We start from the raw sequence: 25199 nt of genomic DNA, 5'->3' as shown, positions 1-25199 counted from the left end.
TGGTGGGCGGATCGGGCAGAATGCGCGGATGAACGAGCTCGCGATCACCGTCATCGGCCGGGACCGGCCGGGCATCGTGGCCGACGTCGCCGAGGTGCTGGCCCGGCTGGGCGCGAACCTCACCGACAGCACGATGACCCGGCTGCGGGGGCATTTCGCGATGACCCTCATCTGCACCGGCCCGGCCGCCGCCGAGGTGGAGGCGGCGTTGGCGCCGCTGGCCGCCGAGGGGCAACTTCTGGCGACCGTACGCGCGGTGACGCCGGACGGTGAGGTGGCGCCGGCCGGCGAGCCGTACGTGCTCGCGGTGCACGGGTCGGACCGGATGGGCATCGTGGCGGCGATGACCCGGGTGCTGGTGGACGCCGGTGGCAACGTCACCGACCTGAGCACCCGGCTGGCCGGTTCGCTCTACGTGGTGTTGGCCGAGGTCGAGCTGCCGGCGGGGGTCGTCGAGGCGCTGACCGAACGGCTGCACCGGACGGCCGCCGAGGTGGGGGTCGAGGTCACCCTCCGGCCGGCAGACCCGGATCTGCTGTGAGCGACGGGCAGGGCGAGGCGTACGCCGGTCTGGGGGATTGGACGCCGGAGTCGCTGGCGGTGGCGGGTGAGGTGCGGGCCGTCGTGTCGGCCCCGCACCCGGTGCTGAGCCGGGCCGGAGGCGACGTCGATCCCACCGCCGAGGAGATCATCCGATTGGCCGCCGACCTGGTGGCCACGATGCGGGTCTCGCCGGGCTGCGTGGGTCTGGCGGCGCCGCAGGTCGGCGTGGGCGTCCGGGTCTTCGCCGTCGACGTGACGGGCCACCCGAAGGCGGTCACCGTGCACGGCACCTTCGTGCTGTGTAACGCCCGGGTGGTCGAGGCGACCCGATGGAAGCCGGGTCGGGAGGGCTGCATGTCCGTGCCGGACCTGACCGGGGACGTGAAGCGGGCGAGTCGGCTCGTCGTGGAGGGTGACCTGCCGGGCACGGGGGCGACGGTCCGACTGGTGACGGACGGCTTCGAGGCGCGGGCGTTGCAGCATGAGATCGACCACTGTGCGGGGCTGCTCTTTCTGGACCGGGTGGCCGGCGCGCACGCCGTCTACCAGCGCAAGGTGTACCTCTGAGCGAGTGGCCGGCCGCCGTTCCGTCCGTCCTCAGTGGAGGTTGTTCGCGCCGCCCCGCTGACGCTCCGGCGCGTCGTGACCCGCCGGTGGGTGCGGCGCGACTACGGTGGGGGGCATCATGCGTCTGACGGTCGGCCCCCTGCCACCCGCCGTGTACTGGCGGCGTCGCGCCGTCGTATTCGGAACGGTGCTGCTCTTCCTGATTGTCGTGCTCTATTCCTGCACCGGCTCGGGTCGCTCCGGCGGTCACCCACGGGCCGGCTCGACGCCGACTCCGACGTCGAGCCCGGGAGCGGTGGGGCCGGTGCTGACCCCGCAGTCGGGGGCTCCGTCGGCGTCCGGGTCGGCGGTGCCCAGTGCCACGGAGCGATCCGCCGATCCGGGTGCCACGAACGCCACGGACCCCGGCCCCGGAGCCACCACCAATGACCCACCGCCGGACTCGGCTGCGGGATCGGTCGACGACGGCACCTGCACCGACGCGGAGATCAGCGTGACGTCGGCGGCGCGGCCCAGTTCGGCACAGCGCGGCGCGGTGGTCGACCTCCAGCTGAAGATCAAGAACACCTCGAACCGGACGTGCAGCCGTAACGTCGGCGCCGACCTCCAGGAGATCTTCATCAAGGCGGGCGCCGAGAAGGTGTGGTCGTCCGACACCTGCGGCAAGGTCCAGGGCTCGGATGTGCAGTCGTTCACGCCCGGGTTCGAGCGCTCCTACCAGGTGGGCTGGAACGGACGGGACACCAGCCGGTGCGACGGCGCGGGTCTGGCCGCGGGGCCGTTCGCGCCCGCGGGGACGTACCAGGTGTTCGCCCGGGTCGGCACCAAGTACAGCGAGCCCGCGAAGATCACGATCACCGGCTGAGCCGGCACTCCGGCCAGCCGGATCGGCGGCGGATCAGACGTACCGCTCAAGGATGGATGCCTCGGCGAGCCGGGACAGGCCCTCGCGGACGCCTCGGGCGCGGGCATCGCCCACACCCTCGACGGCCTGCAGGTCCTCCACGGTCGCCCCCAGCAGCCGCTGCAGGCTGCCGAAGTGCAGCACCAGACGGTCGACCACGGCCACTGGCAGGCGCGGAACCTTGGCCAGCAGCCGGAAGCCCCGCGGGCTGACGGCGGCGTCCAGCGCGTCCGAGGCGGCCGGGTAGCCGATCGCCTTGGCGACCGACACCAGGTCGATCAGCTCGGTGGCGCCCAGCAGATCCAGCTCCACCAGCGCCTCGTCCAAAGTGCGGGACTTACGGCCGACGGGCAGGTAGTCCCGGATGACGAGCGTGCGGTCGGCGTCGACGCCGGCCATCAGCTCGTCGAGCTGGAGAGCGAGCAGTCGACCGTCGGTGCCCAGCTCGACGACGTAACCGGCGATCTCGTCGGCGATCCGGCGGACCATCTCCAGCCGCTGCACCACCGCCACCGCGTCCCGCACCGTGACCAGGTCTTCGATCTCGAGCGCGGAGAGCGTGCCGGAGACCTCGTCCAGCCGCAGCTTGTAGCGCTCGAGGGTGGCCAGCGCCTGGTTGGCCCGGGAGAGGATCGCGGCCGAGTCGTCGAGGACGTGCCGCTGACCGTTGACGTAGAGGCTGATGATCCGCATCGACTGGCTGACCGAGATCACCGGGTAGCCGGTCTGCCGGGCGACCCGTTCGGCGGTGCGGTGCCGGGTGCCCGATTCCTCCGTCGGGATGGACGGGTCGGGCATCAGGTGCACGGCCGCCCGGACGATGCGGGTGCCGTCACTGGACAGCACCACGGCGCCGTCCATCTTGCACAGCTCGCGGACCCGGGTCGCGGAGAACTCGACGTCCAGCGGGAAGCCGCCGGTGCAGAGACCCTCGACGACCTTGTCGTAGCCGAGCACGATGAGCGCGCCGGTGCGACCCCGCAGGATGCGCTCCAACCCGTCGCGCAGCGCGGTGCCGGGTGCCATCAGGGCGAGATTCGCCCGCAGCGGATCGCCGGCACCCCCGGCAGCGGCGGTCACGCTCACGCTGATCGGGCGGGCCGGCGAGCCCACGGTGCCGGTGCGGGCCTGGGGCGGCGCTCCGGCAGGCTTGGTGGTATCGCGGTCGATCGGCACGGGCACAGTCTACGGACTGCCGTGCGGTGGGTGCTGTCGTGGTTACTGTGATGTGTCACGATGCCGCCCTTCGAACCGTTTCCACTTGCGGCGATGCTGTCCGTTATCGCCGTTGGCGTCGGCACGCTGAGTCACTCGGCGGACGCGCGGGCCGCATGGTGCAGGGCTGAGCGCACGTCAGTGACCTCGGTCACCCGCATCTGATCCGGCCCCGCGCCGGTGCTCGCCGGGCCGCAACCCGGCGGAACCAGCGCCACCTTGAACCCCAGGCGGGCGGCCTCCGCCAGCCGGCGCGGCACCGCACCGACCCGGCGCACCTCGCCGGTCAACCCCACCTCGCCGATCGCGACGAGATGCGGTGCGATCGCCAGGTTGAGCCCGCCGGAGGCGACCGCCAGCGCGACGGCCAGGTCGGCTGCCGGCTCCACCACCCGGATGCCGCCGACGGTGGCCGCGAACACCTCCCGGTCGTGCAGGGTCAACCGCTCCGTACGCCGTTGCAGGACCGCGAGCACCATGGCCAGGCGGGCCGAGTCGAGGCCCGAGACGGTACGGCGGGGAGAGCCGGCCACCGTCGCGCCGATCAGGGCCTGCACTTCCGTGACCAGGGCCCGCCGCCCCTCCATCGCCACGGTCACGCAGGTGCCGGGCACCGGTTCGGAGTAGCGGGTGAGGAACAGCCCGGACGGGTCGGCCAGGCTGCTGATGCCGCCCTCGTGCATCTCGAAGCAGCCCACCTCGTCGGCCGCCCCGAACCGGTTCTTGACGCCGCGCACGAGCCGTAGCGAGGAGTGCTTGTCGCCCTCGAAGTGCAGCACCACGTCGACCAGGTGCTCCAGCACGCGCGGCCCGGCCACCTGGCCGTCCTTGGTGACGTGCCCGACCAGCACGGTCGCGATGCCCCGCTCCTTGGCGACGGAGACCAGTGCGGCGGTGACCGCGCGGACCTGGGTCACGCCGCCCGGCACACCCTCGGTGCCGGTGGTCGAGATGGTCTGCACCGAGTCGAGCACCAGCAGGCCCGGCTTGACCGCGTCGAGGTGCCCGAGCACCGACGCCAGGTCGCTCTCGGCCGCCAGGTAGAGCTGATCGTGCAGGGTGCCCATCCGCTCGGCGCGCAGCCGGACCTGACTGACCGACTCTTCCCCGCTGACCACCAGGGACGGGCTGCCGGCGCCCACCGCCCATTGCTGCGCCACGTCGAGCAGGAGGGTCGACTTGCCCACGCCCGGCTCGCCGGCGAGCAGCACGACCGCCCCGGGCACCAGGCCGCCACCGAGCACCCGGTCAAGCTCGCTCACGCCGGTCGGCCGGGCGCGGGCCGGAGCCGCGCTGATGGTGGCGATCGGCCGGGCCGGCTCGGCCGGCAGCCGTGAGCTGACCACCCGACCGGAGACGGTCGGCCCGGTCACCGTCGACTCGACCACCGAGCCCCACTCGCCACACTCCGGGCAGCGGCCGACCCACTTGGGCGGCTGGTGCCCGCAGGCGTCGCACTCGTACGCCGGGCGCGGTTCGCGGGTGGCGGACCGGGCGCGGGGCGCACCGGCCGCGCCGCCACGGCCGGAGGTCGATCGGGAGGTGGTCACATCAGGACGCTAGCCCCCTCGTACGACGAAAACACCCCGGCGTGGTGGTTCCCACGCCGGGGTGTCCGGTACTCGAGGATCGGGGTCACTCGTGGGTGGTGCCGCCCTCGTTGCCCTCGTAGCCGCCCTCGCGCTCGATGATCGGCGAGGCGGGGGCCGCCGGGGTGAGCGGCACCGCGATCGGCGCGGGGCCGGTGACCGTGTTGCCGTTGCCGAAGTCGAAGGTCACGACGACGTTCTGACCGGAACGCAGCGCCTCGGTCAGGCCGACGAGCCGAAGCTGCGAGGTGGCCTCCGAGTTGAGCTGGAGGTAGCTCAGCGGGGCCAGCTCGATGCGAGCGGGCTGACCCGGCGCGGCCGCGCTGGCGGAGCCCGATGCCCGCGCCGACTCCGGTGCGGACGGGGTCGCCGACGACGAGCCGGTCTCGGACGGGGTCGCGGACGGGCTGGCCGAGCCGGATTCGCTGGTCGACGGGCTGGCCGAACCTGACGGGCTGGCCGAACCCGACGGGGTGGCCGAGGTCGACTCCGAGGCGGACGGCGTCGGGCTGGCCGAGCCACCCGAGATCAGCACCTCGCGGGCGCTCTGAGTGGTGATGGTGACCGTCACGGGGCTCTTCGAGTCGTTGTAGATCACCGCGTTGAGCGGCGCGTCCTGGCCGGCCCGGTAACCCTCGGTGCCGGGGTAGGTGACCAGCAGGCCACGCACCGAGTAGGCGCCGTTCGGGGTCGTGAGGTTGACGCCCTGGACCGACGGCTCCTTCAACGCCGTCTCGGCGATCTGGCCGGCGCCGCATCCGGACGCGAGCAGGCTGGTGGCCGCCGCGATTCCGGACAGCAGCAGGGCCGCCCGCCGGGATCGGTTGATCGAGCGCGTCACGTCGGTCCTCCTCGTTACGATCCCCACCCGGGCGCACGCCGGGGGAGGTGGCCATACCCGCGCAGACCGCGCTCCAGGGTAGTTGGAGCTGATCGAGGCCCGCACGGGGACCCGGCAATGCCACCCTGCGGGGTGCCCGTCACACCACCCGGCCGCTCGCCACCAGCAGCACGACGTCGATGAGGGCCACCAGCATCACCGCCCGGAAGGCGGCCACCGGCCGTCGGCCCGCCCGGGCCGCCGAGCGCCCGGCGTACCAACTCAGTGGCGGCACGACGGCGGCCGTGCCGACCGCCGCGAGCCCGAGGACCGACGGCGGCCCGGGCGGTCCCAGGACCAGGACGGCGGTCGCGGCGAGGAGCAGCCCGGCCGCGGCCGCCCGGCTGCCCGCCGCGCCGAGGCGGTGCGGCAGGCCGCGTACGCCCGTGCGGGCGTCGTCGGCGAGGTCGGGCAGCACGTTGGCGAAGTGCGCGCCGGCACCGAGGCAGGCCGCCGCCGTCAGCAGCCAGAGCGGTGGGGTCGGCTCGCCCGGCAGCGCCAGCACCACGAAGCCCGGCAGGGCGCCGAAGGAGACGGCGTACGGCAGGACCGAGAAGACGGTGGCCTTCAGCGGCCAGTCGTAGAGCAGCGCGGATATCAGGGCGACCGTGAGCCAGAGGGCCGCCCGGGGGTTCGTGGTCAGCGCCAGCAGCGGGCAGGCCAGCGCGGCGGCCACGGCGGCCCAGGCCGTGACGCGCCGGCCCACCGCGCCGGCGGCGACCGGCTTGTCGGTACGCCCCACCGTGGCGTCCCGCTCGGCGTCCAACGCGTCGTTGGTCCAGCCGACGGCGAGTTGGCTGGCGAGTACCGCGAGCACCACGGAGACGATTCCCCAGGGCCGGTGCCCCACTCCCCAGGCCAGCAGACCGGACACTGTGGTCACCGCGGCGGCCGGTTCCGGATGGCTCGCCCTGACCAGCCCTAACACCCTCGACGACATAAGGGAAGTCTGGTCGTTACCGAGCAGTCGTGCCACGCTCGGAGCCATGCGAGACGTGGCGTCGACCGCTCAGCGGGTGTTGCCGCGCAACGATCCGCGCCAGTACGACGACCTGGCCGGTGAGTGGTGGCGGCCGGATGGCGCGTTCGCGATGCTGCACTGGCTGGCCGAGGCCCGCGCGGCGCTCGTACCGCCGACGAGGAGTCCGGGCGCGGTCCTGGTCGATCTGGGCTGCGGCGCCGGTCTGCTCGCGCCGCACCTGGCCGGCAAGGGCTACCGGCACGTCGGGGTGGACCTGACCCGTTCGGCGCTGGTCCAGGCCGCCGGGCACGGCGTACGGGTGGTGCAGGGTGACGCCACGGCGGTGCCGCTGCCCGACGGGTGCGCCGACGTGGTCTCCGCCGGCGAGCTGCTGGAACACGTGCCGGACTGGCCGCGCGCGGTGGCCGAGGCGTGCCGCCTGCTGCGCCCGGGCGGCCTGCTCGTGCTGGACACGCTCAACGACACGGCGCTGGCCCGCCTGGTCGCGGTGCGGATCGCCGAGCGGCTGCCGACGGTGCCGCGTGGCATCCACGATCCACGGTTGTTCGTGGACGCGCGGGCGCTGGTGGCCGAGTGCGCCCGGCACGGCGTCGAGCTGCGCCTACGCGGGATCCGACCACAGGTCGGGGGGCTGCTCGCCTGGCTGGTGCGGCGGGCCCGCGCGGCACGGACACCGGGTGTGCCGTCGACCGGTCGTGCCCCGCGCATCGTGCCGACCCGGTCCACCGCCGTGCTCTACCAGGGCCAGGGGGTCCGCAGAGGATAGTCGGCTCGTGGCGGGGTATGGGACGCCGAGGAGGGAGCGATATGACGGTGCACGCGCTTGAGGCGGCCCGCCGATTGACGCCGCGGTTCGCCGCGCGGGCGGCGGAGCACGACCGGGACGGCTCCTTCCCGGCCGAGGACTTCCGTGACCTGCGGGAGGCCGGCCTCTTCGGGTTGATGGTCCCGCGCGCGCTCGGTGGCCTGGGCGCGAGCTTCGCGGAGTACACGGCGGTCGCCACCGAGCTGGCCCGGGGCAACGGCGCGACGGCGCTGGTGTTCAACATGCACGCCTCGGTGACCGGCGCGCTGGGCGCGGTCACCGAGGAGCTGGCCGAGGCTCTGGGCGTTTCCGACGAGGCGCTGGCCGCCCGGGACCGGCTGCTCACCGCCGCTGCCCAGGGCGCCTGGTACGGCGTCGCGATGAGCGAGCGGGGCACCGGCGCGCGCCTCTCGCAGTTGAGCACGGTCTACGAGCCGACCGACGGCGGTTGGCACCTCAAGGGCAGCAAGACCTTCTGCTCCGGGGCCGGGCACGCCGACGGCTACCTGGTGGCCGCGCGCAGCGCCACCGATCAGTCGACGGTGTCGCAGTTCCTGGTGCCGGCCGGCGAGGGTTTGAGCGTCGAGCCGACCTGGGACGCCCTCGGCATGCGGGCCACCTCGTCGCACGACCTGCATCTGGACGTCACCGTGCCGGGCGACCGGCTGCTCGGTGGGGTGGAGGGGTTGGCGCTCGTGATCGCCCAGCTCATGCCGCACTGGCTGGTGGCCAGCTACGCGGCCGTCTACGTGGGGGTGGCGCGGGCCGCCATCGACGCGGCGGCCGAGCACCTCAACGCCCGCAACCTGGCCGGCCTGCCGGCGGTGCGCTCGCGGCTGGGCCGGGCGGACGCGGCGACGGCTGCCGCCGAGCTGGCGGTGGCCGAGGCGGCCCGCCGGGTGGACGACGCGCCCGGTGACGCGGAGACCAACCGCTGGGTGTGGCGGGCGAAGCTGCTGGCCGGGACGACGGCCGCCGAGGTGGCGGCGTCGATGCTGGAGGCGGCCGGCACGTCGGCGACCCGACGTGGCCATCCGTTGGAGCGGCTCTACCGGGATGCCCGTTGCGGCTCACTGCACCCGGCCACGTCGGACGTCTGCGCCGACTGGCTGGGCATCGCCGCGTTGGGCGGGGACCCGGACCGCGACGGATCGGCACCGCGTTGGTGAGCGGGTGTCGCGGGAGACGTACGAGGGTGCGGCCGGCCGAGGTGGTCGGTGGGACGGCCAGGGGGAGGACAGCGTTTGACGAGAGGTGGGGATCGTGTCCGTACCAGTGATCGCGGGGCTCGGGACAGCGCAGCCGCCGTCCGCTTCGCAGGACGAGCTGTGGGAGGGCTTCTTCTCCCGGCACTTCTCCGGCAGCACCCGGGCGTTGGCCGAACGGATCTTCGCGAACTCGGGGGTGACCCGACGGCAGGCCGCGGTCAACCCGTTGCTCGAGGACGTCTCGGACTGGCCGACCGAGCGCCGGATGCGTCGCTACCAGGTGGAGGCGCTGCCGCTGGGCAAGGAGGCGGTGGGGCGCGCGTTGACCGCCGCCGGTCTGGACGCCGGCGACGTCGGGATGTTCATCGTCTGCTCCTGCACCGGGTACGCCACCCCGGGGCTGGACATCCTGCTCGCCCGTGACCTGGGCATGGCGGCGGACACCCAGCGCATGTTCGTCGGCCACATGGGCTGCTACGCGGCGCTTCCGGGGCTGGGCGCGGCGAGTGACTTCGTCACCGCCCGGGGCCGGCCGGCGTTGCTGCTCTGCGCGGAGCTGACCAGCCTGCACATCCAGCCGTCCACGGCCCGGGTCGACACCCAGCAGATCATCTCGCACGCGCTCTTCTCGGACGCCGCCGTCGCCGCCGTGGTGGTGCCCGGCGGCCGGGGGTACGCGTTGCGCGAGGTCGCCTCGGTCACCGACACCTCGACGGCCGACCACATGACCTGGGACGTCACGGACGCGGGCTTCCGGATGGGGCTGTCGTCGAAGGTGCCGCAGGTCCTCTCCCGGCACGTGCGCGGTCTGGTCGACGATCTGCTGGCCCGGCACGGCGGCGCCATCTCCGACGTGGACGGTTGGGCCGTACACCCGGGCGGGCCGCGGATCCTCAACGTGGTCGAGCGGGAGTTGGCGCTGCCTCCGCAGGCGTTGGCGGCGTCCCGGGCGACGCTTGACGAGCACGGCAACTGCTCCTCGCCGACGGTTCTGCTGATCCTGGACCGGTTGGGTCGCTCCACCCCGCCGCCCCGGCGGGTGGTCATGTTGGCGTTCGGTCCGGGCCTCACCCTGTACGCCGTCCTGCTGGATCGACAGGAGTGAACGCCAGCGACCCGACCGGTACGCTCGTTCCATGGGTGCGGGGGCGGAGGACGACCGGTTGCGGTCGGCGGTGCTGGTCGGTATCGCCCTGGGCGCGCTGGCGGTCGGCGGCTGGTGGTGGCGTGCCGCCGCGCCAGTTCCGGTGGCCGGATCGGTACGCCCGCCGGTGGTCGCGCCCAGCGTCAGCACCGAGTTGGAACGTGTCCTGGCCCGTCTTGAGCCCGAGTCACGGGTGACGATGCGGGTTGATTCGCAGAGGGGCGAGGTCGTCCGGGTGGACGGCGATCGGCGGGTCGTCATCGACCCGGAGACGGGTGAGGCCACCGACCTCGGTGCCGATGTGGGGGTTCTCGTCCCCGGGAGCGACCTCCCCTCGTTCCGCAGCACGATCTGGCGGGAGCAGCGGGAGCTGGCGCCCGGCGAGGAGCGGACCCGGCAGGCGTCCGACGATGGTTCCCGCTTCCTGCTCCAGTACCGGTGCACCCGACCGGGCACGCTGGCGGTGACGAGCACCGGGGCCAGACTCGCCGGCCCGCCGCGGATCGACTGCGACGGCACGCTCGCGTCCGCCCGGCTGCTGCCCGGCGGCGGGCCGTTCCGGGTGTCGCTGTCGGCCGTCGGCGACCAGCCCATCGACGTCGAGGCGCAACTCGTCGCGCTGCCCCCGTCGTAGGCCGCTCAGCGGGCCAGGGCGGTCAGGTCGTCCTGGTACGCGTCGACCGGCCCGACGCCGGGCAGCACCCGGGTCACCACGCCGGCGCGGTCGACCAGCAGCGCGTTGGCGGCGCCCGGGCCCAGGAACGAGCGCAGACCGCCAGCGGGGTCGGCCAGCGCACGGACGCCGTCGACCGGCGGTGCGGTCGAGACGGCTCGGCCCTCGGTCACGGTGACGATCGTGACTCCGTCGGGCGCCGCCCCCACGGCCTCGGTGACGACGTCGGGGCAGCCACAGTCGTCCACGAGGATGATCATGGCGGGTAACAGGCCGCGGAGCGGAACGGGCGCCTGCCCGGCGTCGACCAGGTCCAGCGCGGGCAGCGCCTGACCGGTGAGCGAAACGGGTGGTGGAGAGGGCGCCGGAGTGGGCCGGTCGGTGCTCCGGCCGGCGCGGGGCCAGGTCACGGCGAGCAGGCCGGTCAGGGTGGTGAGCACCGCCACCACCAGGACGAGCAGCGGCAGGGCGAGTGCCCGGCGTCCGGCGTACCGGCCGGTGGCCCGGCGCAGCTCACGACGCACCTGGGCGGCCTCGCTGGCGAGGGCGGAGGCGTCATCGGGGACGACGATGCGGCCCCATTCGGGTGGTAGGTCGGGCAGGCCGTCGGATGGCCCGTGGCCCTCTGCGTCCGGCTTGCCCATCGGACCCCCCAGGAAGCGTCTCGAGAGCGGAGTGTGGCTCGGACTCCAGGGTCCCGCACCGGGGGCACCTCCCGCTACATCTGGGCGCGGTCCCGCACGCCGGGATACCATGGGAGGAGCGCATAGCCCTTGATCTCGACGTTCTGTTCACTCGTATCGGGAAGTCATCCGATCGTCACGGAGCGTGTTTGAACCATCGGTTTGACCGCCTGTCAAGCTGAAGAAAGACCTCTCACAGGGCCCCTGAGCTGCGCCAACGGTCAGGACATCGGTGAGACATCGTTGCCTGACCGTGTTACCCTAGACACAGCGAAAGGGGTTTCGAACCTATGGTTTTCAGTGTCGGCGAGACCGTTGTTTACCCCCACCACGGGGCCGCACTCATCGAGGCAATCGAGACTCGGGTCATCAAGGGCGAGCCTAAGCAATATCTCGTCCTGAGGGTCGCGCAGGGTGACCTGACGGTCCGGGTGCCGGCTGAGAACGCCGAGATCGTGGGCGTTCGTGAGGTGGTCGGCGAAGAGGGCCTCGGTAAGGTCTTCGACGTTCTCCGGGCTCCGCACACCGAGGAGCCGACCAACTGGTCGCGGCGTTACAAGGCCAACCTGGAAAAGCTGGCCTCCGGCAACCCGCTGAAGGTCGCCGAGGTCGTGCGTGACCTGTGGCGTCGGGAGCGGGAGCGGGGCCTCTCCGCAGGCGAGAAGCGGATGCTGGCCAAGGCCCGCGACATTCTCGTCGGCGAGGTCGCGCTGGCTGAGAAGAGCACCAAGGACGAGGCGGAGACGCTGCTCGACAAGGTCCTCACCGAGGCCTAGTCCGCACAGCATCGTCGTACCCACTTCGTAGCGAAGAAACCACCGAGGACCGCGACGTGACCGCGCAGCTCAACCCGCGCGGTGACGTCGCGGTCCTCGTGCCTGCGGCCGGTGCTGGCGTACGCCTCGGCCCCGGTCGACCCAAGGCGCTGCGCCTGCTCGCCGGAGAACCGCTGCTGGTGCACGCCGTGCGCCGGCTCGCCGCCGCGGCGTCGGTCCACACGATCGTGGTCGCCGCACCGGCGGCAGACGTCGAGGGTGTCCGTGACCTGCTGGCCCCGGTGGCGCCAGTGACCGTGGTGGCCGGTGGCGCCGAACGGCAGGCCTCCGTCGCCGCGGCGCTCGCGGCCGTGCCGGCCGGCCCGACGATCGTCCTGGTGCACGACGCCGCCCGCGCGTTGACCCCACCGGAGCTGGTCGAATCGGTCGCCGCCGCGGTCCGGGGCGGCCAGGCGGCGGTGATCCCGGTCCTGCCGGTCGTCGACACCATCAAGGAGGTCGGCGCCGACGAGGTGGTGCTGGGCACCGTCGACCGATCCGCCCTGCGCGCCGTACAGACCCCGCAGGGCTTCCGCCGGTCCGTGCTGGCCGCCGCGCACGCCGCCGCGGGTGATCCGCTCACCGACGACGCCGGCCTGGTCGAGAAGCAGGGCGTACCGGTGGCCTGTGTGCCCGGCTCGGAGTACGCGCTGAAGATCACCCGTCCGTTCGACCTGGCACTGGCGGAGCACCTGCTCGCCGCCGGCGGCTGACGCCTCACGATCGCACGGCGGGACCGCGCGGTCGTTCTACCGTAGTCTCGGATCATGATCGTTCCTCGGGTGGCCATCGGCACCGATGTGCACGCGTTCGAGCCGGGCCGACCCTGCTGGGTGGCCGGCCTGCTCTGGCCCGACCAGGACGGTCTCGCCGGGCACTCGGACGCGGACGTCGCCGCCCACGCCGCCTGCAACGCGCTGCTCTCCGCCGCCGGTCTCGGTGATCTCGGCTCCGCCTTCGGGGTGGACCAGCCCGAGTGGGCCGGGGCGTCCGGCGTGGCCCTGCTGGCCGAGACGGCCCGCCGGGTGCGGGCCGCCGGCCTGGCGATCGGCAACGTGTCCGTGCAGGTCATCGGCAACCGGCCCAAGATCGGCCGCCGGCGGGAAGAGGCTCAGCGGGTGCTCTCCGAGGCGGTCGGCGCACCCGTGACCGTCTCCGCCGCGACCACCGACGGGCTCGGTTTCGCCGGCCGTGAGGAAGGCCTGGCGGGCGTCGCCGTGGCTCTGGTGTACGACGCCCCGGCCGCCTAGGCTCGTCGCGATGTCCACCGATCCCGCCCCCGACCGGTTCGCCGCCGACGGCTACCTCGAACGCGCCCAGCTCCTCGCCGAGTTGGGCCGCCACGACGAGGCGGCCGGCGAGTTGACCGAAGGGCTCGCGCTGAAGCCCGCCGACCCGGACGCCCTCACCATGCTGGCCCGGGTGCATCTCGCCGCCGACCGGCCGGCCGACGCGCTCGCCGCCGCCGACTCGGCCGTGGCCGCCGCACCGGACGCCCCTCCGGCGCTCGTCGTGCGGGCGATGGCGCTGGCCGACCTGGGGCGGTACGCCGACGCGGCCGCCGTCGCCGACCGGCTGCTGGCGCTCGGGCCGGCCGACGCGTACGCCCAGCGCAGCGCTGCGGCGATCCTGGCCGACGCGCGCAACGGCCAGCCGGCGCTGAACGCGGCCTGGCGTGGGGTCGAGCTGGCCCCCCAGGAGCCGCAGGCGCACCTGGTGCTCAGTCTGGTCGCGGCCCGGCTGGAGCTGTTCGACCTGGCCGAGCGGGCCTACCGGGAGGCGCTGCGGCTCGATCACCGCCTCGCCGAGGTCGGGCACGACGTCGGCGTTCTGCGCCTGGAGCAGCGCCGCTGGTCGATGGCGCTGGAGCAGATCGCCGAGATGGTGACGTTCGGCCCGAGCCGGATCGACTCCCCACGGACCCTCGCGTACGGCCTGCATCGCCTGGTGTTCTACGGCGCGGGCTGGTCACTGGTCGCCGCGGTGGTGGTCGCGTTCGCGGCGTCGGCGAACGACGGGTTCTCCCGCGTCCTGGCGGTGCTCGCCGCCCTGACCGGCGGCGTCGTGGTGTGGCAGCTCGCGGCACGGCTTCCGGGGTTCACCCGGACCGTCCTGCCGACCATGCCGCACGCCGACCGGACGATGGCCCTGGCGATCTACGCGGTGGCGGCCGCGCCGCTGCTGCTACTCGTGTACGCCGTGGTCGGCTCGCCGTGGCCGTTGGTGCTCGCCATCGTCGCCACGGTGATAGCCGAGTTCGCCGCCTTCACCAGAACAACCGTCCGCTGACCCAGGCAACCAACCCAACCCAAGGCGTAACCCCAAAAGGTCAACAAGCGTCGTACAGCTCGCCCAGGTCAGGGTTTTCGCCGGAGCCCGCCCGCGTCGGGATCAAGCCTGACCGCCCAGAGCGGGCGGGCTCCGGCGAAAACCCAAAGGGCGACTAAACAGAACGCGCCCACGTCCAGGCGTACCCCTCGTCCTCGCAGGGGCGTGCCGCGTCGCAGAGGTCGAGGGGGCGGAAGGTGTCGACCATGACGGCCAGCTCGTCGAAGTAGTCCGCGCCGATGGAGCGTTCGGCGGCGCCCGGCTGGGGCCCGTGGGTGAACCCGGAGGGGTGCAGCGAGATCGAGCCCTGCTCGATGCCGGAGCCGCGCCGGGCCTCGTAGTTGCCGCCGGTGTAGAAGAGCATCTCGTCGGAGTCGACGTTGTGGTGGTTGTACGGCACCGGGATCGACTGCGGGTGGTAGTCGACCTTGCGTGGCACGAAGGAGCAGATGACGAAGTTGGGCCCCTGGAAGGTCTGGTGCACCGGCGGGGGCTGGTGGATGCGGCCGGTGATCGGCTCGAAGTCGTGGATGGAGAACGCCCACGGATACAGGTGCCCGTCCCAGCCGACCACGTCGAACGGGTGGTTCGCGTAGACGTGACGGGTCCAGCCGCGACGGTGCCGGACCAGGACCTCGACCTCCTCGCCGTCCACCAGCGAAGGGGTGTCGGGGCCGCGGACGTCGCGTTCGCAGTACGGCGAGTGCTCCAGGAACTGTCCGCGTACGGAGAGGTAGCGCTTGGGCGGGCCGATGTGCCCGGACGCCTCGACGGCGAGCAGCCGGACGGGCGCGTCACCGGTGGGGACCAGCCGGTGGATGGTCGAGGTGGGGATGACGACGTAGTCGCCGGCGACCGCGTCCAGCGCCCCGAACGGGGACTCGACCCGCATCGTGCCCGCCTCGACGTACAGGCAGTGGTCGCCGGTGGCGTCGCGGAACAGCGGCGACGGGCGGTCGGCGAGCACGTACCCGATGCGGACGTCGTCGTTGGCGAGCAGGTACTGCCGGCCGAGGATCGGGTCGGCATCACCGGCGTCGAGCTTGTGGGTGCGCAGGTGGCGGGGCTTGAGCGGCAGGTTCGGCGTCCGGGTGAACGCGGGCGGGGTGAACTCGTCGGCGGCCAGGATCGCGGTGGGCGCGTGCCGGTGGTAGAGCAGCGACGAGTCGGAGGAGAAGCCCTCCTGCCCCATCAGCTCCTCGGCGTAGAGGCTGCCGTCGGGCTGGCGGAACTGGGTGTGGCGCTTGCGCGGCACCTCGCCGACGCTGCGGTAGTACGGCATCTCGCCTCCCGATATATCCCGTTCACCGGCCGAAGGCGTCCGATAATCGGACGCTGTTGTCCGTTCCTTGTAGCGTCCCGTAGATTCTTGTTCCGTGTCAACGCAGGTGCCCGCGCTCCTCGACGGCCTGGTGGACGACGCCGCCGTCTTCCCTCCGGGCAGCGCCACGCTGCCCGACGCTCTGCAGGCGCACCGCCAGCACCGCGCCGCCTGGTACGCGGATCTGGTCGGCCCGCTACTCGTCCCCGCCTCGACCGTCGTGACCGGAGACCTGAGCGGTCTCGTCGACCAGCGTGAGGGCCTGGTGATCGGGCTGATCGGTGACACCGGGATCGCCCGCCTGCCCTTCGCGTTCTCGTTCCTGCCACCCGACGGCGTCACGGCCCGTCAGGTCGAGGTGGCCGTCGCCAAGCGGGGCGAGGACCCGCTACCCGGCGTCGCCGAGCTGCTACGGCTGACCGGGACCCTGCCGGGCGTCGAATCCGTCTACGCCGAGCTGCCGCTGACCTTCGGGCTGATGAGCGCCCTGGACGCGCTCGCCGCCGCCCGGGCCGACGGCGTGCCGATCACCGCCAAGTTCCGCACCGGCGGTCTCGCCGCCGAGCTGTTCCCCACCCCGGCCGAGCTGGCGGCGGTGCTCTGCGCCTGCCGCGACCGCGCGCTGCCGTTCAAGCTCACCGCCGGACTGCACCAGGCGGTGCGGCACCTCGACCCGGAGACCGGGTTCACCCACCACGGCTACGCCAACGTGCTGGCCGCGACGCTCGCCGCCGCAGACGGGGAGAGCGCGCGGGTGGTCGCCGAACTGCTGGCCGCCCTCGACCCACGTCCGCTGCTCGAACGCGTCAACGGACGGCTGGACGCGCCGCGCCCACTCTGGGTCGGCTTCGGCTCGTGCAGCATCCTGGAACCACTTACCGATCTGATCCGGCTGGGGCTGGTGAACGGGGGCTACGACGCATGACCTGGGTGAGCGGCGTTGACGGTTCGCCGTACGGCGTGACGAACCTGCCGTACGGAGTGTTCTCCTCCGGCGGGGACGAGCCGCGGATCGGCGTACGTATCTCCTCGTGGGTGTTCGACCTGGCCGGGGCGGAGGCCGCCGGGCTGGTGCTGGCCGCCGGCGCGCTGGGCCGGCCCACCCTCAACGACTTCATGGCGCTCGGGCGTCCGCAGTGGACGGCGGTCCGCCAGCGGATCGTGGAGCTGCTCACCGACCCGGCGCACCGACCGGCGGTCGAGCCGCTGCTGGTGCCCCTGGCCGACGTGGAGATGCTGCTCCCGTTCGAGGTGGCCGACTACGTCGACTTCTACTCCTCGGAGCACCACGCGTCGAACGTCGGGCAGATCTTCCGCCCGGGTCAGCCGCCACTGTTGCCCAACTGGAAGCACCTGCCGATCGGCTACCACGGCCGCGCCGGGACCGTCGTGGTCTCCGGCACGCCGGTGGTCCGGCCCACCGGGCAGCGGGCGTCCGCCGAGGGTCCGGTGACCGGCCCGTCGGTACGTCTCGACATCGAGGCCGAGGTCGGCTTCGTGGTCGGTGTGCCCAGCGCGTTGGGCGACCGGGTCGCGGTGGACGACTTCGCCGATCACGTCTTCGGGGTGGTGCTGGTCAACGACTGGTCGGCCCGCGACATCCAGGCCTGGGAGTACCAGCCGCTCGGCCCGTTCCTCGGCAAGTCCTTCGCCACCTCGGTCTCGGCCTGGGTGACGCCGTTGGAAGCGTTGGCCGACGCCTTCGTGCCGGCTCCGGATCAGGACCCGCCGGTCGTCGACTACCTGCGTGACGTGCCGCACCTGGGGCTCGACCTGCGGCTGTCGGTCGAGTGGAACGGCGAACGGGTCAGTGAGCCGCCGTTCGCCGGCATGTACTGGACGCCGGCGCAGCAGTTGGCGCACCTGACGGTCAACGGCGCGTCCCTGCGTACCGGCGACCTGTACGCCTCGGGCACCGTCTCCGGCCCCGAGCGCTCCCAGGTCGGCTCGTTCCTGGAACTGACCTGGGGCGGGGCCGAGCCGGCGAAGGTCGGCGCCGAGAGCCGTACCTTCCTCGTCGACGGCGACACCGTCACCATCACCGCCACCGCGCCCGGGCCGGACGGCACCACCATCGCCCTCGGTGAGGTCACCGGAACGGTCCAGCCGGCCCGCTGAGGCACCCGCCGCCGGACCGTCTCATCGACGAGACTCTTGGTCGCACCGTCTGTGCGATAACCACACCCCGGTTACCCCGTTGATCACGCGGATCAGTCGCCCCGCCACGCCCTGTGGAGTGGTGGGGCGTCCCGACGCACACGGAGGTAACAACGATGCACGATCTCACCGGAGCGCTCTGGCGCACCAGCAGCCGGTCCAACGACCAGGGACTCTGCGTGGAGGTGGCGGACAATCTGGTCGATGTGATCGGCCTGGTCGCGGTCCGCGACTCCAAGGACCAGAGCGGCCCCACACTGGCCGTGAGCCCGCCGGGATGGACAGCGTTCGTCGGGGCGATCAGGTCTGGTCGCTTCGAACGCTGAGCGGTGTCGCGCAGGCGGAACGGACAACGTGGCCTCCGGGTGGTGGAAATTCCGTCCGGGGGCCTCGTCCGGCCCGTACCGCGCGTACCGTCGGTGGCACGGGAGGGTGGCATGTCGACGGTCGCGGTTACCGGTTTCATCGAGGCGGACGCCGTCGATGTCTGGTGCCTGCTGACCGACCTGTCCGACCGGGCCGCCCGACTGACCGGGGCCGGTCCGGTCGAGGTGCTGACTCCGGGCCCGTTCGGGCCGGGCACCGCCTGGCGTGCGGAGCGCGCCCAGCCGGGCGGCGGCACCCTCACCGAGGAGTTCCTGGTCGTGGAGGCGCTCGCGCCCCAGCGGCTGGTGCTCTGCTCCTCCGGTGCCGGTGCGGACTACCGGATCACCTGGCGTCTGCGTCCGGCCCGGCGACGTCGCGGCCCGCGCACCGCGGTCACCGTCACCCAGGAGGCGGTGCCGACCGATCCGTACGGTCGGGTGGTGGCCCTGCTGCTCGGTGGCCTCGCCGCCCGGGCGGTCGAGGTGGCGCTCCGGCGTGACCTCGCCGACCTGGCCGTCGCTGCTCGCGCCGCCGGCTCGCTTGAAGCGGCCTGAGCGCACCTGCCCGAAGCTTGACCCGTACAACCTGACCGGGATCCGACCCGCTGCGCTGGGTAGGGTGCCGGGCGGAGGTGCGGCATGGGGTTCCCGAGGGGCCGGCGACGGCTCGTGCTGGCGGTGGCGGTGCTACTCGCCGTGGCGGCCGTCGCGGTCGTCGTCCACCGGGTGCTCGCGCCGGCCGAGGTGAGTACGCCGGCCCGAGCGGACTATCCGGCGGCGCCCCAACCCGCGGCCGGTGTGATCGGCCGTCTCCCGGTCGCCCCGTTGATCGTGGACGGGCGGCTGCGGGTGTACGCCGCCCACCGCCAGGTCTACGCCGACCGGCCGGTCGACTGGCGGCACCGCACCACGCCCTACTGGTCGTACCGGCGGTGGCCGGCGGAGCTGACCGGGGTGGTGGCGAGCGGCACCATCGTGGTCAGCCGCTGGTCGGACGGCCGGTTGGTCGCGCTCGACGCGTCCACCGGGCGGGTCCGCTGGCGGGCCGACGGGCCGGTGCCTGTTGCGAGCACGGCGGTGGTCCGGCGCACCGGTGCCGCCACCGTCTGGAACCCGAGTGGGCTCCTTCTCGCCGACCTCCCGGACGGTCGGACCGTACTGACGGTCACCGGCAGCGGCCGGGCGAGCGGCGTGGAGGTGTCCAGCGGTCGGGAGCTGTGGCGGACCGACCTGCCCGGCGACTGCCGCAGCGATGTCGGCACCACGGCGACCGGGCAGGTGATCGGACTGGACACCTGTTCCGGACCGGCCACGATCGAGTTCCGGGACGCCGCGACGGGCCTGGTGGGCGAGCGCTGGCGACCGCCGGGCGACCCGGACGACCTGGTGGTCACCCCGCTCGGATGTCGTACCGGCCGGTCGGGGTGCCGGGCCCTGCGCACGGCGGGCCCGGGTGACGCCGGTGGCCGGGGTTGGGTGTTGGGTGGTGGCGAGCCGGTGGCCGCGCCCACGTTGGACCCGGCCGGCGTCGTCTTGGTCGGCGAGCAGGCTGTCGGTGTCGCCGACGGGGTAGCGGTGGGTCGGTCGGCGCGTACGGGTGCCGAGCTGTGGCGTGATGCCGGCCTGGGCCCGGCGCGGGTGCTCGCCGCCCAGCCCGGCCGGGTGCACCTGCTGACCGAGGGGAACGACCTGGTGACGCTCGACCCGGCGACCGGGCGTCTGCTGTCCCGCAGCACGCTCAACGTCGGCTCGGACGGCACGGGCTGGACGCCCGGGGCGGTCTGGGCCGAGGCCGGCTACGTCGCGATGGAGCGGCTGCGCGAGCCGGTCGACCCGAACGGCGACGACCAGCGCTACTACCTCACCTCGGAGGCGGTGATCCTGGCCGCCACCTGATCGGGGCACCGGGTTCCGAATCTTTCACCACGTCTGGCCGGAAAAGGTACTTTTCTCACGGTTCAGGTTTCTGGGTGGGAGGGGTCGACATGGCCAGCAGGGCAACCAGGTGGTTGGTCGGTGGCGTGCTCGCCGCTACCACCGGACTCGTGAGCACGGTGCCATCGGTGCTCCTGCCGGGCGGGCCGCCGGCAGGCGCGGTTGCCGCGGTGCGGGTGGCGCCGTCGGACGGCACCGGTGTCACCTTCGAGGTGGTGCCGGCATCGCCGACCATCACCCCGACCACGCCCCCGCCGACCCGGCAGCCCACCCCGACGCCCAGCCACGGTGGGAACCTGCCGGTCACCGGCCCGAACGGCTCGGTTCTGCTCCTCGTCGCCGTGGGGATGACGCTGGTGGTCATCGGTTGGCTGGCCGCGCGTCGCCGCCGACCGAGCTGACGTGACCCGCCTGCCGGTCGGCCGGAACGTGTTCGCGGTGCGCGGCGGCAGCGGTCCGGTGGGAGCGGCGGCGCACGAGCACGGCGAGACCGGTCGTCAGCAGCAGCGCCGCGACGACAACTCCCACCGCCCAGGGAGAGCGCAGGCGGGACACGATGCTGCCCTTGCGGCCGGCCGCACCGGGGTCGGGGAACTCGATCTGCGCGGTCAGGCTCCGCTTCACCAACCCGCTCTCCAGGTTCACCTCGGCCTTCCAGCGGCCGTTGGGCAGCTCGGTGGGGAACTGGGCGACGACCAGTCCCGAGCCGCCCGGGGGCAGCGTGACGCCCTTCCCGACCGGGAACGGCCCGGCTCGACTGCCGGCCGGCCCGTCGCTCAGGCTGACCGTGCCGGTCAGGTCGATGGCCCGACCGCCGGTGTTGGTGACCTGGACCGTCACCGTGGGCACGCCCTCGGGACCGCGGGCCGGGCGCACGTCGCCGATCGTGAAGTCCGAGGCCGGTTCGCCACCCGGGCCGATGTCGAGGTACATCCGAACACCGACCCGGTGGATCTGTGTGACTTGGCCGTTCGCCCGCGGCTTCGAGGTGGTGGACGCCCAGATGACGCCGTACCGCTCGCCCCGGGGGGCGGCCGTCGGCACGGTGACGGTCGCCCGGACTCGTGCCTCGCCCCACGGCTCCAACTCCACGGTGTCGCGGTCGACCGTGGTCCAGGACGTCAGCTCGCTGGCCGCCCTGCCCTCTCCGAATCTGAAGGCCGAACCTTCCAGGGTCGCTGCCGCCGGGTACACGTCGACGCGGCGCGGCTCGCCGGTCCGGTTGACGATCAGCAGTTGCCGGTTGATGGTGGTGCCCGGCGGTAGGTGGTCGACGATGTAGCGCAGTGCCCGCGGGTCGTCGCGGCGGTCGGTCGGGGCCTCCAGCAACCGGATCCCGATGCTGCCCTCGTCGGATCCCGCATCCGGCTCGGCCGCGCCGGCCCGGGTCGACAGACCCGGACCGGCGAGGCAGAACAGGGCGAGCGCGGCCGCGATGGTCGACCGCCCCCGGCGGTCACGCCACCGAATGTGTCACCGTGCCGGTGTAGACGCCCGCGATGCTGTCCAGCGGGACGTTGACCACCAGGGTGGGGTTCCAGGCGGCGGTGTTGCCGCCGGTGCCGCCGGAGTGGGTGAACGCGGTGAGCGGCGTGGTGCTGTCCAGTGGAGCCGCGTCGCCGGCCGTGGCCTGCCCCGGCGTGAAGGTGCCGTCGCCGGTGGTCGCGGTCGCCGGACCGGACCAGTAGTCGATCTCGGACGGCAGGACCGTCTCGGGCGGCGAGCCGCCGCCGGTCTGGAACACCGTCGCCGTCACCGAGGCGACCCAGGAGGCGTCGGCGGAGCCCCGGGAGTCGGTGACGGTCACCGTGCCGAGCTGGCCGGTGATGGTGCCACCGGGTGCGCCGGTGCCCAGGTCGGCGGTGGCCGGCGCGTCGATGTCGAGGGTGCCGGCGAGCACCTCGAAGGTGGTGGTCGTGGTGTCGGTGGGTGCCGCGGCGGCGGGTGCCGCGAGGAAGCCGACCGCCGCCACGGCGGCTGCTCCGGCGAGACAGATCTTGGCAGTACGCACTGTTCGTTACCCCGTTTTCTCGAAGTGAGCCGGCGCGGGTCCGCGTCGCGTCGGCTACTTCGGAAGATAGGGCAAATACCGTGCAAAACCAGACAAACGGTTCTTATGTCACCGGTTGGTCATGCGGCGTCCGCTCAGGTCAGCGCCGCCTCCGCGGCGGCCAGGAACGCGTCGTTCTCGGCCGGGGTGCCGATGGTGACCCGGACGCCGTCCCCGGCGAACGGCCGCACGATCACCCCGCGCGACTCGCACGCCTTGCCGAACGCCACGGCCCGGTCGCCCAGCGGCAGCCAGACGAAGTTCGCCTGGCTGGTCGGCACGTCGGGCACGAACTTGCGCAGCGCCTCGGTGACCCGGTCCCGCTCGGCGACGACGAGCGCGCACCGGCGCTCCATCTCGTCGGCCTGTGCCAGCGCCGCGAGCGCGCCGGCCTGGGCGGCCGTACTCGTGGAGAACGGCGTGACCACCTTGCGGACCGCCGCCGCCACCGCTGGCTGCGCGACCAGCCAGCCGATCCGCAGCCCGGCGAGGCCCCACGCCTTGGACAGGGTGCGCAGCACCGCCACGTTCGGCCGACCGAGGTAGTCCAGGCCGTCCGGCACCTCGGGGTCCGTGACGAACTCCCGGTACGCCTCGTCGATGACCACCAGCACGTCGTCCGGCACCGAGTCGAGGAACCGGTCCAGCTCGGCCCGGCGGACGGCCGTGCCGGTCGGGTTGTTCGGGTTGCAGACCAGGATCATCCGGGTCCGGTCGGTCACGGCCGCCGCCATGGCCGCCAGGTCGTGCCCGTGCCCGGCGTCGTTGGCGACCCGCACGCTTGTCGCGCCGCTGGTCGCCGCGATGATCGGGTACGCCTCGAACGACCGCCACGCGTACAGCACCTCGTCACCCGGCAGGCAGGTGGCCCGTACGAGGTGCTCGGCGAGCGCCACCGACCCGCAGCCCGTGGCGATCCGGTCGGCGTCCACGCCGTACCGCTGGGCCAACGCGTCGCGCAGCGCGACCACGCCCATGTCCGGGTACCGGTGCGAGCCGCTGACCGCCTCGGTGACCGCCTCGACCACGCCCGGCAGTGGCCCGTACGGCACCTCGTTGCTGGCGAGCTTGATTGCCTCCGGCAGACCCAGTTCGCGGGCCAGGTCGGCGGGGCTGCGCCCGGGCACGTAGCTGGGCAGCGCGTCCAGGTCGGCGCGGGTCAGTCGCACCGCCGGCTGGTGACGTCCGGAGTCGGTCATGGGGTGTCTCCCGAGGGCTGAGGGTGATCGTCGGTGGCGGGGGAACCGGTGGTGGCGGGGACCTCGACGACCACCGTCAGCGCGCCCCGGTCGTGCAGCGCGCGGCGCAGCGGGTGGTCGACGAGCGGGGACACGGAGTCGATGAGCTGGACCAGCAGGCCGATCCCGAAGCAGGGCCAGAACAGGGTGGACATGCCCAGCGTCGTCCAACGGCGCAGCGCCCGGCCGAAGCCCAACGGCTGGTCGGCCTCGATGGGGACGGCGCGGATACGCATCACCCGCTTGCCGATGGTCTGCCCGTTGGCGGCCATGGCGGGCACCTCGTACGCCAGCCACAGCGCGGTGGCGATCACCACGATCGCCACCTGGAGCAGCCCGGCCTGCTCGCTGATCGGCGGCAGTCCCTCGCGGGAGGTGTTGCCCTCCATCCCGCGCCGGAACGCCTCCCGCCAGTACGGCGTCAGCTCTTCCAGCCACCGCCAGACGAACCAGCCGTTGACGAGCACGTTCAGCGCGAGGACCAGGACGATGTCGATCAGCCGGGCGACGAGTCGCCGACCGTAACCGGCCAGCCTGAGTCCGTGCGGGCGCGGCTCCGGCGGGCGGCCGGGCCAGCCGGGTCCCCAGCCGGGTCCCCAGCCGGGCGGCACGCCCTGCGGGCTCCAACCGGGCGGGGTGCCCTGCGGGCTCCAACCGGCGGGACCGCCCTGTGGGCCCCAGCCCGGAGGCGGGCCGCCCTGCGGACCCCAGCCGGGAGGCGGGGTGCCCTGCGGACCCCAACCCGGAGGCGGGACGGATTGCGGGCCGGGTCCCGGGTGCGCTGGCTGGCCGGATTGCGGCGGCCAGCCCGGCGCGGTCTCCGCCGACGGAGAGCCGGCCGGGGTGACCGGTACGGGCGGCGGCTCGGGCGGGGGCGGTCCGTCGGGCGGGGTCGCGTCGACGGGGATGGCCGCGCCGAGCCAACCCTCGCCGTCCCAGTAACGACGGGTCTCGCGGTCGGCGGGGTCGACGTACCAGCCGGGCTCCACACTCACGCCGACGCTCCGCTGCCGTACCTGCTGGTTCGCTCGCTCACGAGGCAACCTTAACGACGACCGTCGCGGCGAACTTGTCGTGGAGGCACTGCTGCCAGGGCTTGTCCCAGAGCTGCCAGAAGCCGTCGACGTAGCTCAGGCCGGGGACCAGCGAGCAGGCCAGGTACTGCACGAGCCACCGGCGGCCGGCCATCCGCCGGTCCAGCGTGCGGTTCGGATCGATCGGCACCACGCGCAGCTTCATGATCTTCTTGCCGAGCGTCTGGCCGCCACGCTTGAGGTACTCCACGTGGTAGAGCCAGTAGAGCCCGAGCAGCACCACGAAGAAGCCGAGCTCCGCCAGCAGCAGCGGCAGGAAGAAGTCGGTGAAGACGGTGGCCGGGTCGGGCTCCACGAGCGTGCCGTCCGGGTTGGTCCGGGTCATCTCGCTGAACATCTGCCACCACAGGACCAGGAAGACCGGCAGGAACAGCACCATCGACACGACACTCGCCAGTGCCCCGTCGATGAGCCAGGCCAGCAGCCGGTCACCGAAGCTGGCCAGCGGCTGGCCGGCCGGACTGAGCGCGGGCTGGGCGACCGGCCAGTGCGGCGGAGGGTACCCGGGTGGGGCGTACTGCGGCGGCACGCCGTACCCCGGAGGGGCCTGGTGCGGCGGCACGCCGTACCCCGGTGGGGGCTGGTGCGGCGGCACGCCGTACCCCTGGGGGTGTGGGCCGGACGATGGCGCGACGCCGCCGGCGGCGGGCGGAGGCCCACCGGCCGGCGGCATCGGGTACGACGGAGGCTGCGTCACGCTCGA

Annotated in this window: 28 protein-coding genes; 17 read left to right on the top strand and 11 right to left on the bottom strand. The window is 73.2% G+C overall.

Annotated features, from left to right (window positions below):
- Positions 1-28: 28 nt before the first annotated feature.
- From ACQP0N_RS31095 to ACQP0N_RS31085, 3 genes are all read left to right on the top strand, one after another.
- Entirely contained in the window at positions 29-541 is a 513-nt protein-coding gene (locus ACQP0N_RS31095) for a glycine cleavage system protein R (protein WP_433116075.1), read from the top strand.
- Positions 538-1110: a peptide deformylase gene (locus tag ACQP0N_RS31090; protein WP_433116073.1), complete on the top strand. Its 573-nt coding sequence runs from the start codon at positions 538-540 to the stop codon at positions 1108-1110. Before ACQP0N_RS31095 ends, ACQP0N_RS31090 begins: the two co-directional genes overlap by 4 nt.
- Before the next feature lie 118 nt (positions 1111-1228).
- Complete coding sequence (locus ACQP0N_RS31085; RefSeq protein WP_433116071.1) at positions 1229-1975, top strand: hypothetical protein; 747 nt, start codon at positions 1229-1231, stop codon at positions 1973-1975.
- Between the two features lie 33 nt (positions 1976-2008).
- Here the strand turns inward: ACQP0N_RS31085 and disA are convergent, their stop codons facing one another.
- From disA to ACQP0N_RS31065, 4 genes are all read right to left on the bottom strand, one after another.
- On the bottom strand, positions 2009-3190 hold the full coding sequence (gene disA / locus ACQP0N_RS31080) for a DNA integrity scanning diadenylate cyclase DisA (RefSeq protein ID WP_355051000.1): 1182 nt from the start codon (positions 3188-3190) through the stop codon (positions 2009-2011).
- A 131-nt stretch (positions 3191-3321) separates the two neighbouring features.
- Positions 3322-4779 carry a DNA repair protein RadA gene (gene radA, locus ACQP0N_RS31075; protein WP_355050999.1) on the bottom strand — a complete coding sequence of 486 codons (1458 nt, stop codon included), beginning with the start codon at positions 4777-4779 and terminating at the stop codon, positions 3322-3324.
- Positions 4780-4864: 85 nt separating this feature from the next.
- Positions 4865-5659 (bottom strand): hypothetical protein, encoded by a 795-nt coding sequence (locus tag ACQP0N_RS31070; RefSeq protein WP_433116069.1) that lies wholly within the window; start codon positions 5657-5659, stop codon positions 4865-4867.
- A 139-nt stretch (positions 5660-5798) separates the two neighbouring features.
- Entirely contained in the window at positions 5799-6638 is an 840-nt protein-coding gene (locus tag ACQP0N_RS31065) for a UbiA family prenyltransferase (RefSeq protein ID WP_433116067.1), read from the bottom strand.
- 46 nt (positions 6639-6684) lie between these two features.
- On the opposite strand from ACQP0N_RS31065, the gene ACQP0N_RS31060 reads away from it, so the two are divergent.
- From ACQP0N_RS31060 to ACQP0N_RS31045, 4 genes are all read left to right on the top strand, one after another.
- Positions 6685-7446, top strand: a complete 762-nt coding sequence (locus ACQP0N_RS31060; protein ID WP_433116065.1) for a class I SAM-dependent methyltransferase — start codon at positions 6685-6687, stop codon at positions 7444-7446.
- 41 nt (positions 7447-7487) lie between these two features.
- Positions 7488-8654 (top strand): acyl-CoA dehydrogenase family protein, encoded by a 1167-nt coding sequence (locus ACQP0N_RS31055; protein ID WP_433116063.1) that lies wholly within the window; start codon positions 7488-7490, stop codon positions 8652-8654.
- 85 nt (positions 8655-8739) lie between these two features.
- Complete coding sequence (locus ACQP0N_RS31050) at positions 8740-9798, top strand: type III polyketide synthase (RefSeq protein WP_433116062.1); 1059 nt, start codon at positions 8740-8742, stop codon at positions 9796-9798.
- Between the two features lie 31 nt (positions 9799-9829).
- Complete coding sequence (locus ACQP0N_RS31045; protein ID WP_433116061.1) at positions 9830-10471, top strand: hypothetical protein; 642 nt, start codon at positions 9830-9832, stop codon at positions 10469-10471.
- A 5-nt stretch (positions 10472-10476) separates the two neighbouring features.
- Here ACQP0N_RS31045 and ACQP0N_RS31040 read toward each other — a convergent pair whose 3' ends face one another.
- Positions 10477-11154, bottom strand: coding sequence for a hypothetical protein (locus ACQP0N_RS31040; protein ID WP_433116059.1), 678 nt, complete (start codon positions 11152-11154; stop codon positions 10477-10479).
- 329 nt (positions 11155-11483) lie between these two features.
- Between ACQP0N_RS31040 and ACQP0N_RS31035 the strand changes: the two genes are divergently transcribed.
- The 4 genes from ACQP0N_RS31035 to ACQP0N_RS31020 are packed head-to-tail and all read left to right on the top strand — an operon-like array spanning position 11484 to position 14297.
- Complete coding sequence (locus ACQP0N_RS31035) at positions 11484-11969, top strand: CarD family transcriptional regulator (protein ID WP_007073334.1); 486 nt, start codon at positions 11484-11486, stop codon at positions 11967-11969.
- Between the two features lie 56 nt (positions 11970-12025).
- Complete coding sequence (ispD, locus tag ACQP0N_RS31030) at positions 12026-12721, top strand: 2-C-methyl-D-erythritol 4-phosphate cytidylyltransferase (protein WP_433116057.1); 696 nt, start codon at positions 12026-12028, stop codon at positions 12719-12721.
- 51 nt (positions 12722-12772) lie between these two features.
- A complete protein-coding gene (gene ispF / locus ACQP0N_RS31025; protein WP_355051025.1) occupies positions 12773-13258 on the top strand; it encodes a 2-C-methyl-D-erythritol 2,4-cyclodiphosphate synthase in 486 nt (161 codons plus the stop codon).
- A 10-nt stretch (positions 13259-13268) separates the two neighbouring features.
- Complete coding sequence (locus tag ACQP0N_RS31020; protein WP_433116055.1) at positions 13269-14297, top strand: tetratricopeptide repeat protein; 1029 nt, start codon at positions 13269-13271, stop codon at positions 14295-14297.
- Between the two features lie 154 nt (positions 14298-14451).
- Here the strand turns inward: ACQP0N_RS31020 and ACQP0N_RS31015 are convergent, their stop codons facing one another.
- Positions 14452-15618, bottom strand: a complete 1167-nt coding sequence (locus ACQP0N_RS31015) for a homogentisate 1,2-dioxygenase (RefSeq protein ID WP_433116053.1) — start codon at positions 15616-15618, stop codon at positions 14452-14454.
- Positions 15619-15712: 94 nt separating this feature from the next.
- Between ACQP0N_RS31015 and ACQP0N_RS31010 the strand changes: the two genes are divergently transcribed.
- The 6 genes from ACQP0N_RS31010 to ACQP0N_RS30985 all read left to right on the top strand — a co-directional run bounded on the left by ACQP0N_RS31010 (position 15713) and on the right by ACQP0N_RS30985 (position 20515).
- Positions 15713-16582: a hypothetical protein gene (locus tag ACQP0N_RS31010; protein WP_433116052.1), complete on the top strand. Its 870-nt coding sequence runs from the start codon at positions 15713-15715 to the stop codon at positions 16580-16582.
- Positions 16579-17775, top strand: a complete 1197-nt coding sequence (gene fahA / locus ACQP0N_RS31005) for a fumarylacetoacetase (RefSeq protein WP_433116050.1) — start codon at positions 16579-16581, stop codon at positions 17773-17775. The genes ACQP0N_RS31010 and fahA overlap by 4 nt, the downstream gene beginning before the upstream one ends.
- Before the next feature lie 155 nt (positions 17776-17930).
- Complete coding sequence (locus ACQP0N_RS31000) at positions 17931-18140, top strand: DUF397 domain-containing protein (RefSeq protein WP_355050986.1); 210 nt, start codon at positions 17931-17933, stop codon at positions 18138-18140.
- 111 nt (positions 18141-18251) lie between these two features.
- Complete coding sequence (locus ACQP0N_RS30995; RefSeq protein ID WP_357392304.1) at positions 18252-18734, top strand: SRPBCC family protein; 483 nt, start codon at positions 18252-18254, stop codon at positions 18732-18734.
- Between the two features lie 84 nt (positions 18735-18818).
- Positions 18819-20075 (top strand): PQQ-binding-like beta-propeller repeat protein, encoded by a 1257-nt coding sequence (locus ACQP0N_RS30990; protein ID WP_433116047.1) that lies wholly within the window; start codon positions 18819-18821, stop codon positions 20073-20075.
- A gap of 89 nt (positions 20076-20164) precedes the next feature.
- Positions 20165-20515 carry an LPXTG cell wall anchor domain-containing protein gene (locus tag ACQP0N_RS30985; RefSeq protein ID WP_433116045.1) on the top strand — a complete coding sequence of 117 codons (351 nt, stop codon included), beginning with the start codon at positions 20165-20167 and terminating at the stop codon, positions 20513-20515.
- Here the strand turns inward: ACQP0N_RS30985 and ACQP0N_RS30980 are convergent.
- The 5 genes from ACQP0N_RS30980 to ACQP0N_RS30960 form a co-directional block, all read right to left on the bottom strand.
- Positions 20475-21443, bottom strand: a complete 969-nt coding sequence (locus ACQP0N_RS30980) for a hypothetical protein (RefSeq protein WP_433116043.1) — start codon at positions 21441-21443, stop codon at positions 20475-20477. The two genes, ACQP0N_RS30985 and ACQP0N_RS30980, sit on opposite strands and share 41 nt — an antisense overlap.
- 127 nt (positions 21444-21570) lie before the next feature.
- Entirely contained in the window at positions 21571-22125 is a 555-nt protein-coding gene (locus ACQP0N_RS30975) for a hypothetical protein (protein ID WP_357128720.1), read from the bottom strand.
- A 134-nt stretch (positions 22126-22259) separates the two neighbouring features.
- Entirely contained in the window at positions 22260-23363 is a 1104-nt protein-coding gene (hisC, locus tag ACQP0N_RS30970; protein WP_433116041.1) for a histidinol-phosphate transaminase, read from the bottom strand.
- Positions 23360-24397, bottom strand: coding sequence for an RDD family protein (locus ACQP0N_RS30965; RefSeq protein ID WP_433116039.1), 1038 nt, complete (start codon positions 24395-24397; stop codon positions 23360-23362). The genes hisC and ACQP0N_RS30965 overlap by 4 nt, the downstream gene beginning before the upstream one ends.
- Before the next feature lie 37 nt (positions 24398-24434).
- The gene (locus tag ACQP0N_RS30960; RefSeq protein WP_433116037.1) at positions 24435-25193 is read right to left on the bottom strand and encodes an RDD family protein; all 759 of its coding nucleotides are present in this window, start codon (positions 25191-25193) and stop codon (positions 24435-24437) included.
- Positions 25194-25199: the final 6 nt, after the last annotated feature.

Source organism: Micromonospora sp. CA-246542 (assembly GCF_050942905.1).
Lineage (GTDB): Bacteria > Actinomycetota > Actinomycetes > Mycobacteriales > Micromonosporaceae > Micromonospora.
The sequence above is the reverse complement of the archived record's forward strand: the minus strand, read 5'-3'. Positions and strand labels throughout refer to the sequence as shown.

Excerpts from the sequence above, each read along its gene's own strand:
- ACQP0N_RS31095 (WP_433116075.1), top strand. The coding sequence starts at position 29 with ATGAACGAGCTCGCGATCACCGTCATCGGCCGGGACCGGCCGGGCATC.
- ACQP0N_RS31085 (WP_433116071.1), top strand. The coding sequence starts at position 1,229 with ATGCGTCTGACGGTCGGCCCCCTGCCACCCGCCGTGTACTGGCGGCGT.
- ACQP0N_RS31065 (WP_433116067.1), bottom strand. The coding sequence starts at position 6,638 with ATGTCGTCGAGGGTGTTAGGGCTGGTCAGGGCGAGCCATCCGGAACCG.
- ACQP0N_RS31060 (WP_433116065.1), top strand. The coding sequence starts at position 6,685 with ATGCGAGACGTGGCGTCGACCGCTCAGCGGGTGTTGCCGCGCAACGAT.
- ACQP0N_RS31055 (WP_433116063.1), top strand. The coding sequence starts at position 7,488 with ATGACGGTGCACGCGCTTGAGGCGGCCCGCCGATTGACGCCGCGGTTC.
- ACQP0N_RS31045 (WP_433116061.1), top strand. The coding sequence starts at position 9,830 with ATGGGTGCGGGGGCGGAGGACGACCGGTTGCGGTCGGCGGTGCTGGTC.
- ACQP0N_RS31040 (WP_433116059.1), bottom strand. The coding sequence starts at position 11,154 with ATGGGCAAGCCGGACGCAGAGGGCCACGGGCCATCCGACGGCCTGCCC.
- ACQP0N_RS31035 (WP_007073334.1), top strand. The coding sequence starts at position 11,484 with ATGGTTTTCAGTGTCGGCGAGACCGTTGTTTACCCCCACCACGGGGCC.
- ACQP0N_RS31020 (WP_433116055.1), top strand. The coding sequence starts at position 13,269 with ATGTCCACCGATCCCGCCCCCGACCGGTTCGCCGCCGACGGCTACCTC.
- ACQP0N_RS31015 (WP_433116053.1), bottom strand. The coding sequence starts at position 15,618 with ATGCCGTACTACCGCAGCGTCGGCGAGGTGCCGCGCAAGCGCCACACC.
- fahA (WP_433116050.1), top strand. The coding sequence starts at position 16,579 with ATGACCTGGGTGAGCGGCGTTGACGGTTCGCCGTACGGCGTGACGAAC.
- ACQP0N_RS31000 (WP_355050986.1), top strand. The coding sequence starts at position 17,931 with ATGCACGATCTCACCGGAGCGCTCTGGCGCACCAGCAGCCGGTCCAAC.
- ACQP0N_RS30995 (WP_357392304.1), top strand. The coding sequence starts at position 18,252 with ATGTCGACGGTCGCGGTTACCGGTTTCATCGAGGCGGACGCCGTCGAT.
- ACQP0N_RS30990 (WP_433116047.1), top strand. The coding sequence starts at position 18,819 with ATGGGGTTCCCGAGGGGCCGGCGACGGCTCGTGCTGGCGGTGGCGGTG.
- ACQP0N_RS30985 (WP_433116045.1), top strand. The coding sequence starts at position 20,165 with ATGGCCAGCAGGGCAACCAGGTGGTTGGTCGGTGGCGTGCTCGCCGCT.
- hisC (WP_433116041.1), bottom strand. The coding sequence starts at position 23,363 with ATGACCGACTCCGGACGTCACCAGCCGGCGGTGCGACTGACCCGCGCC.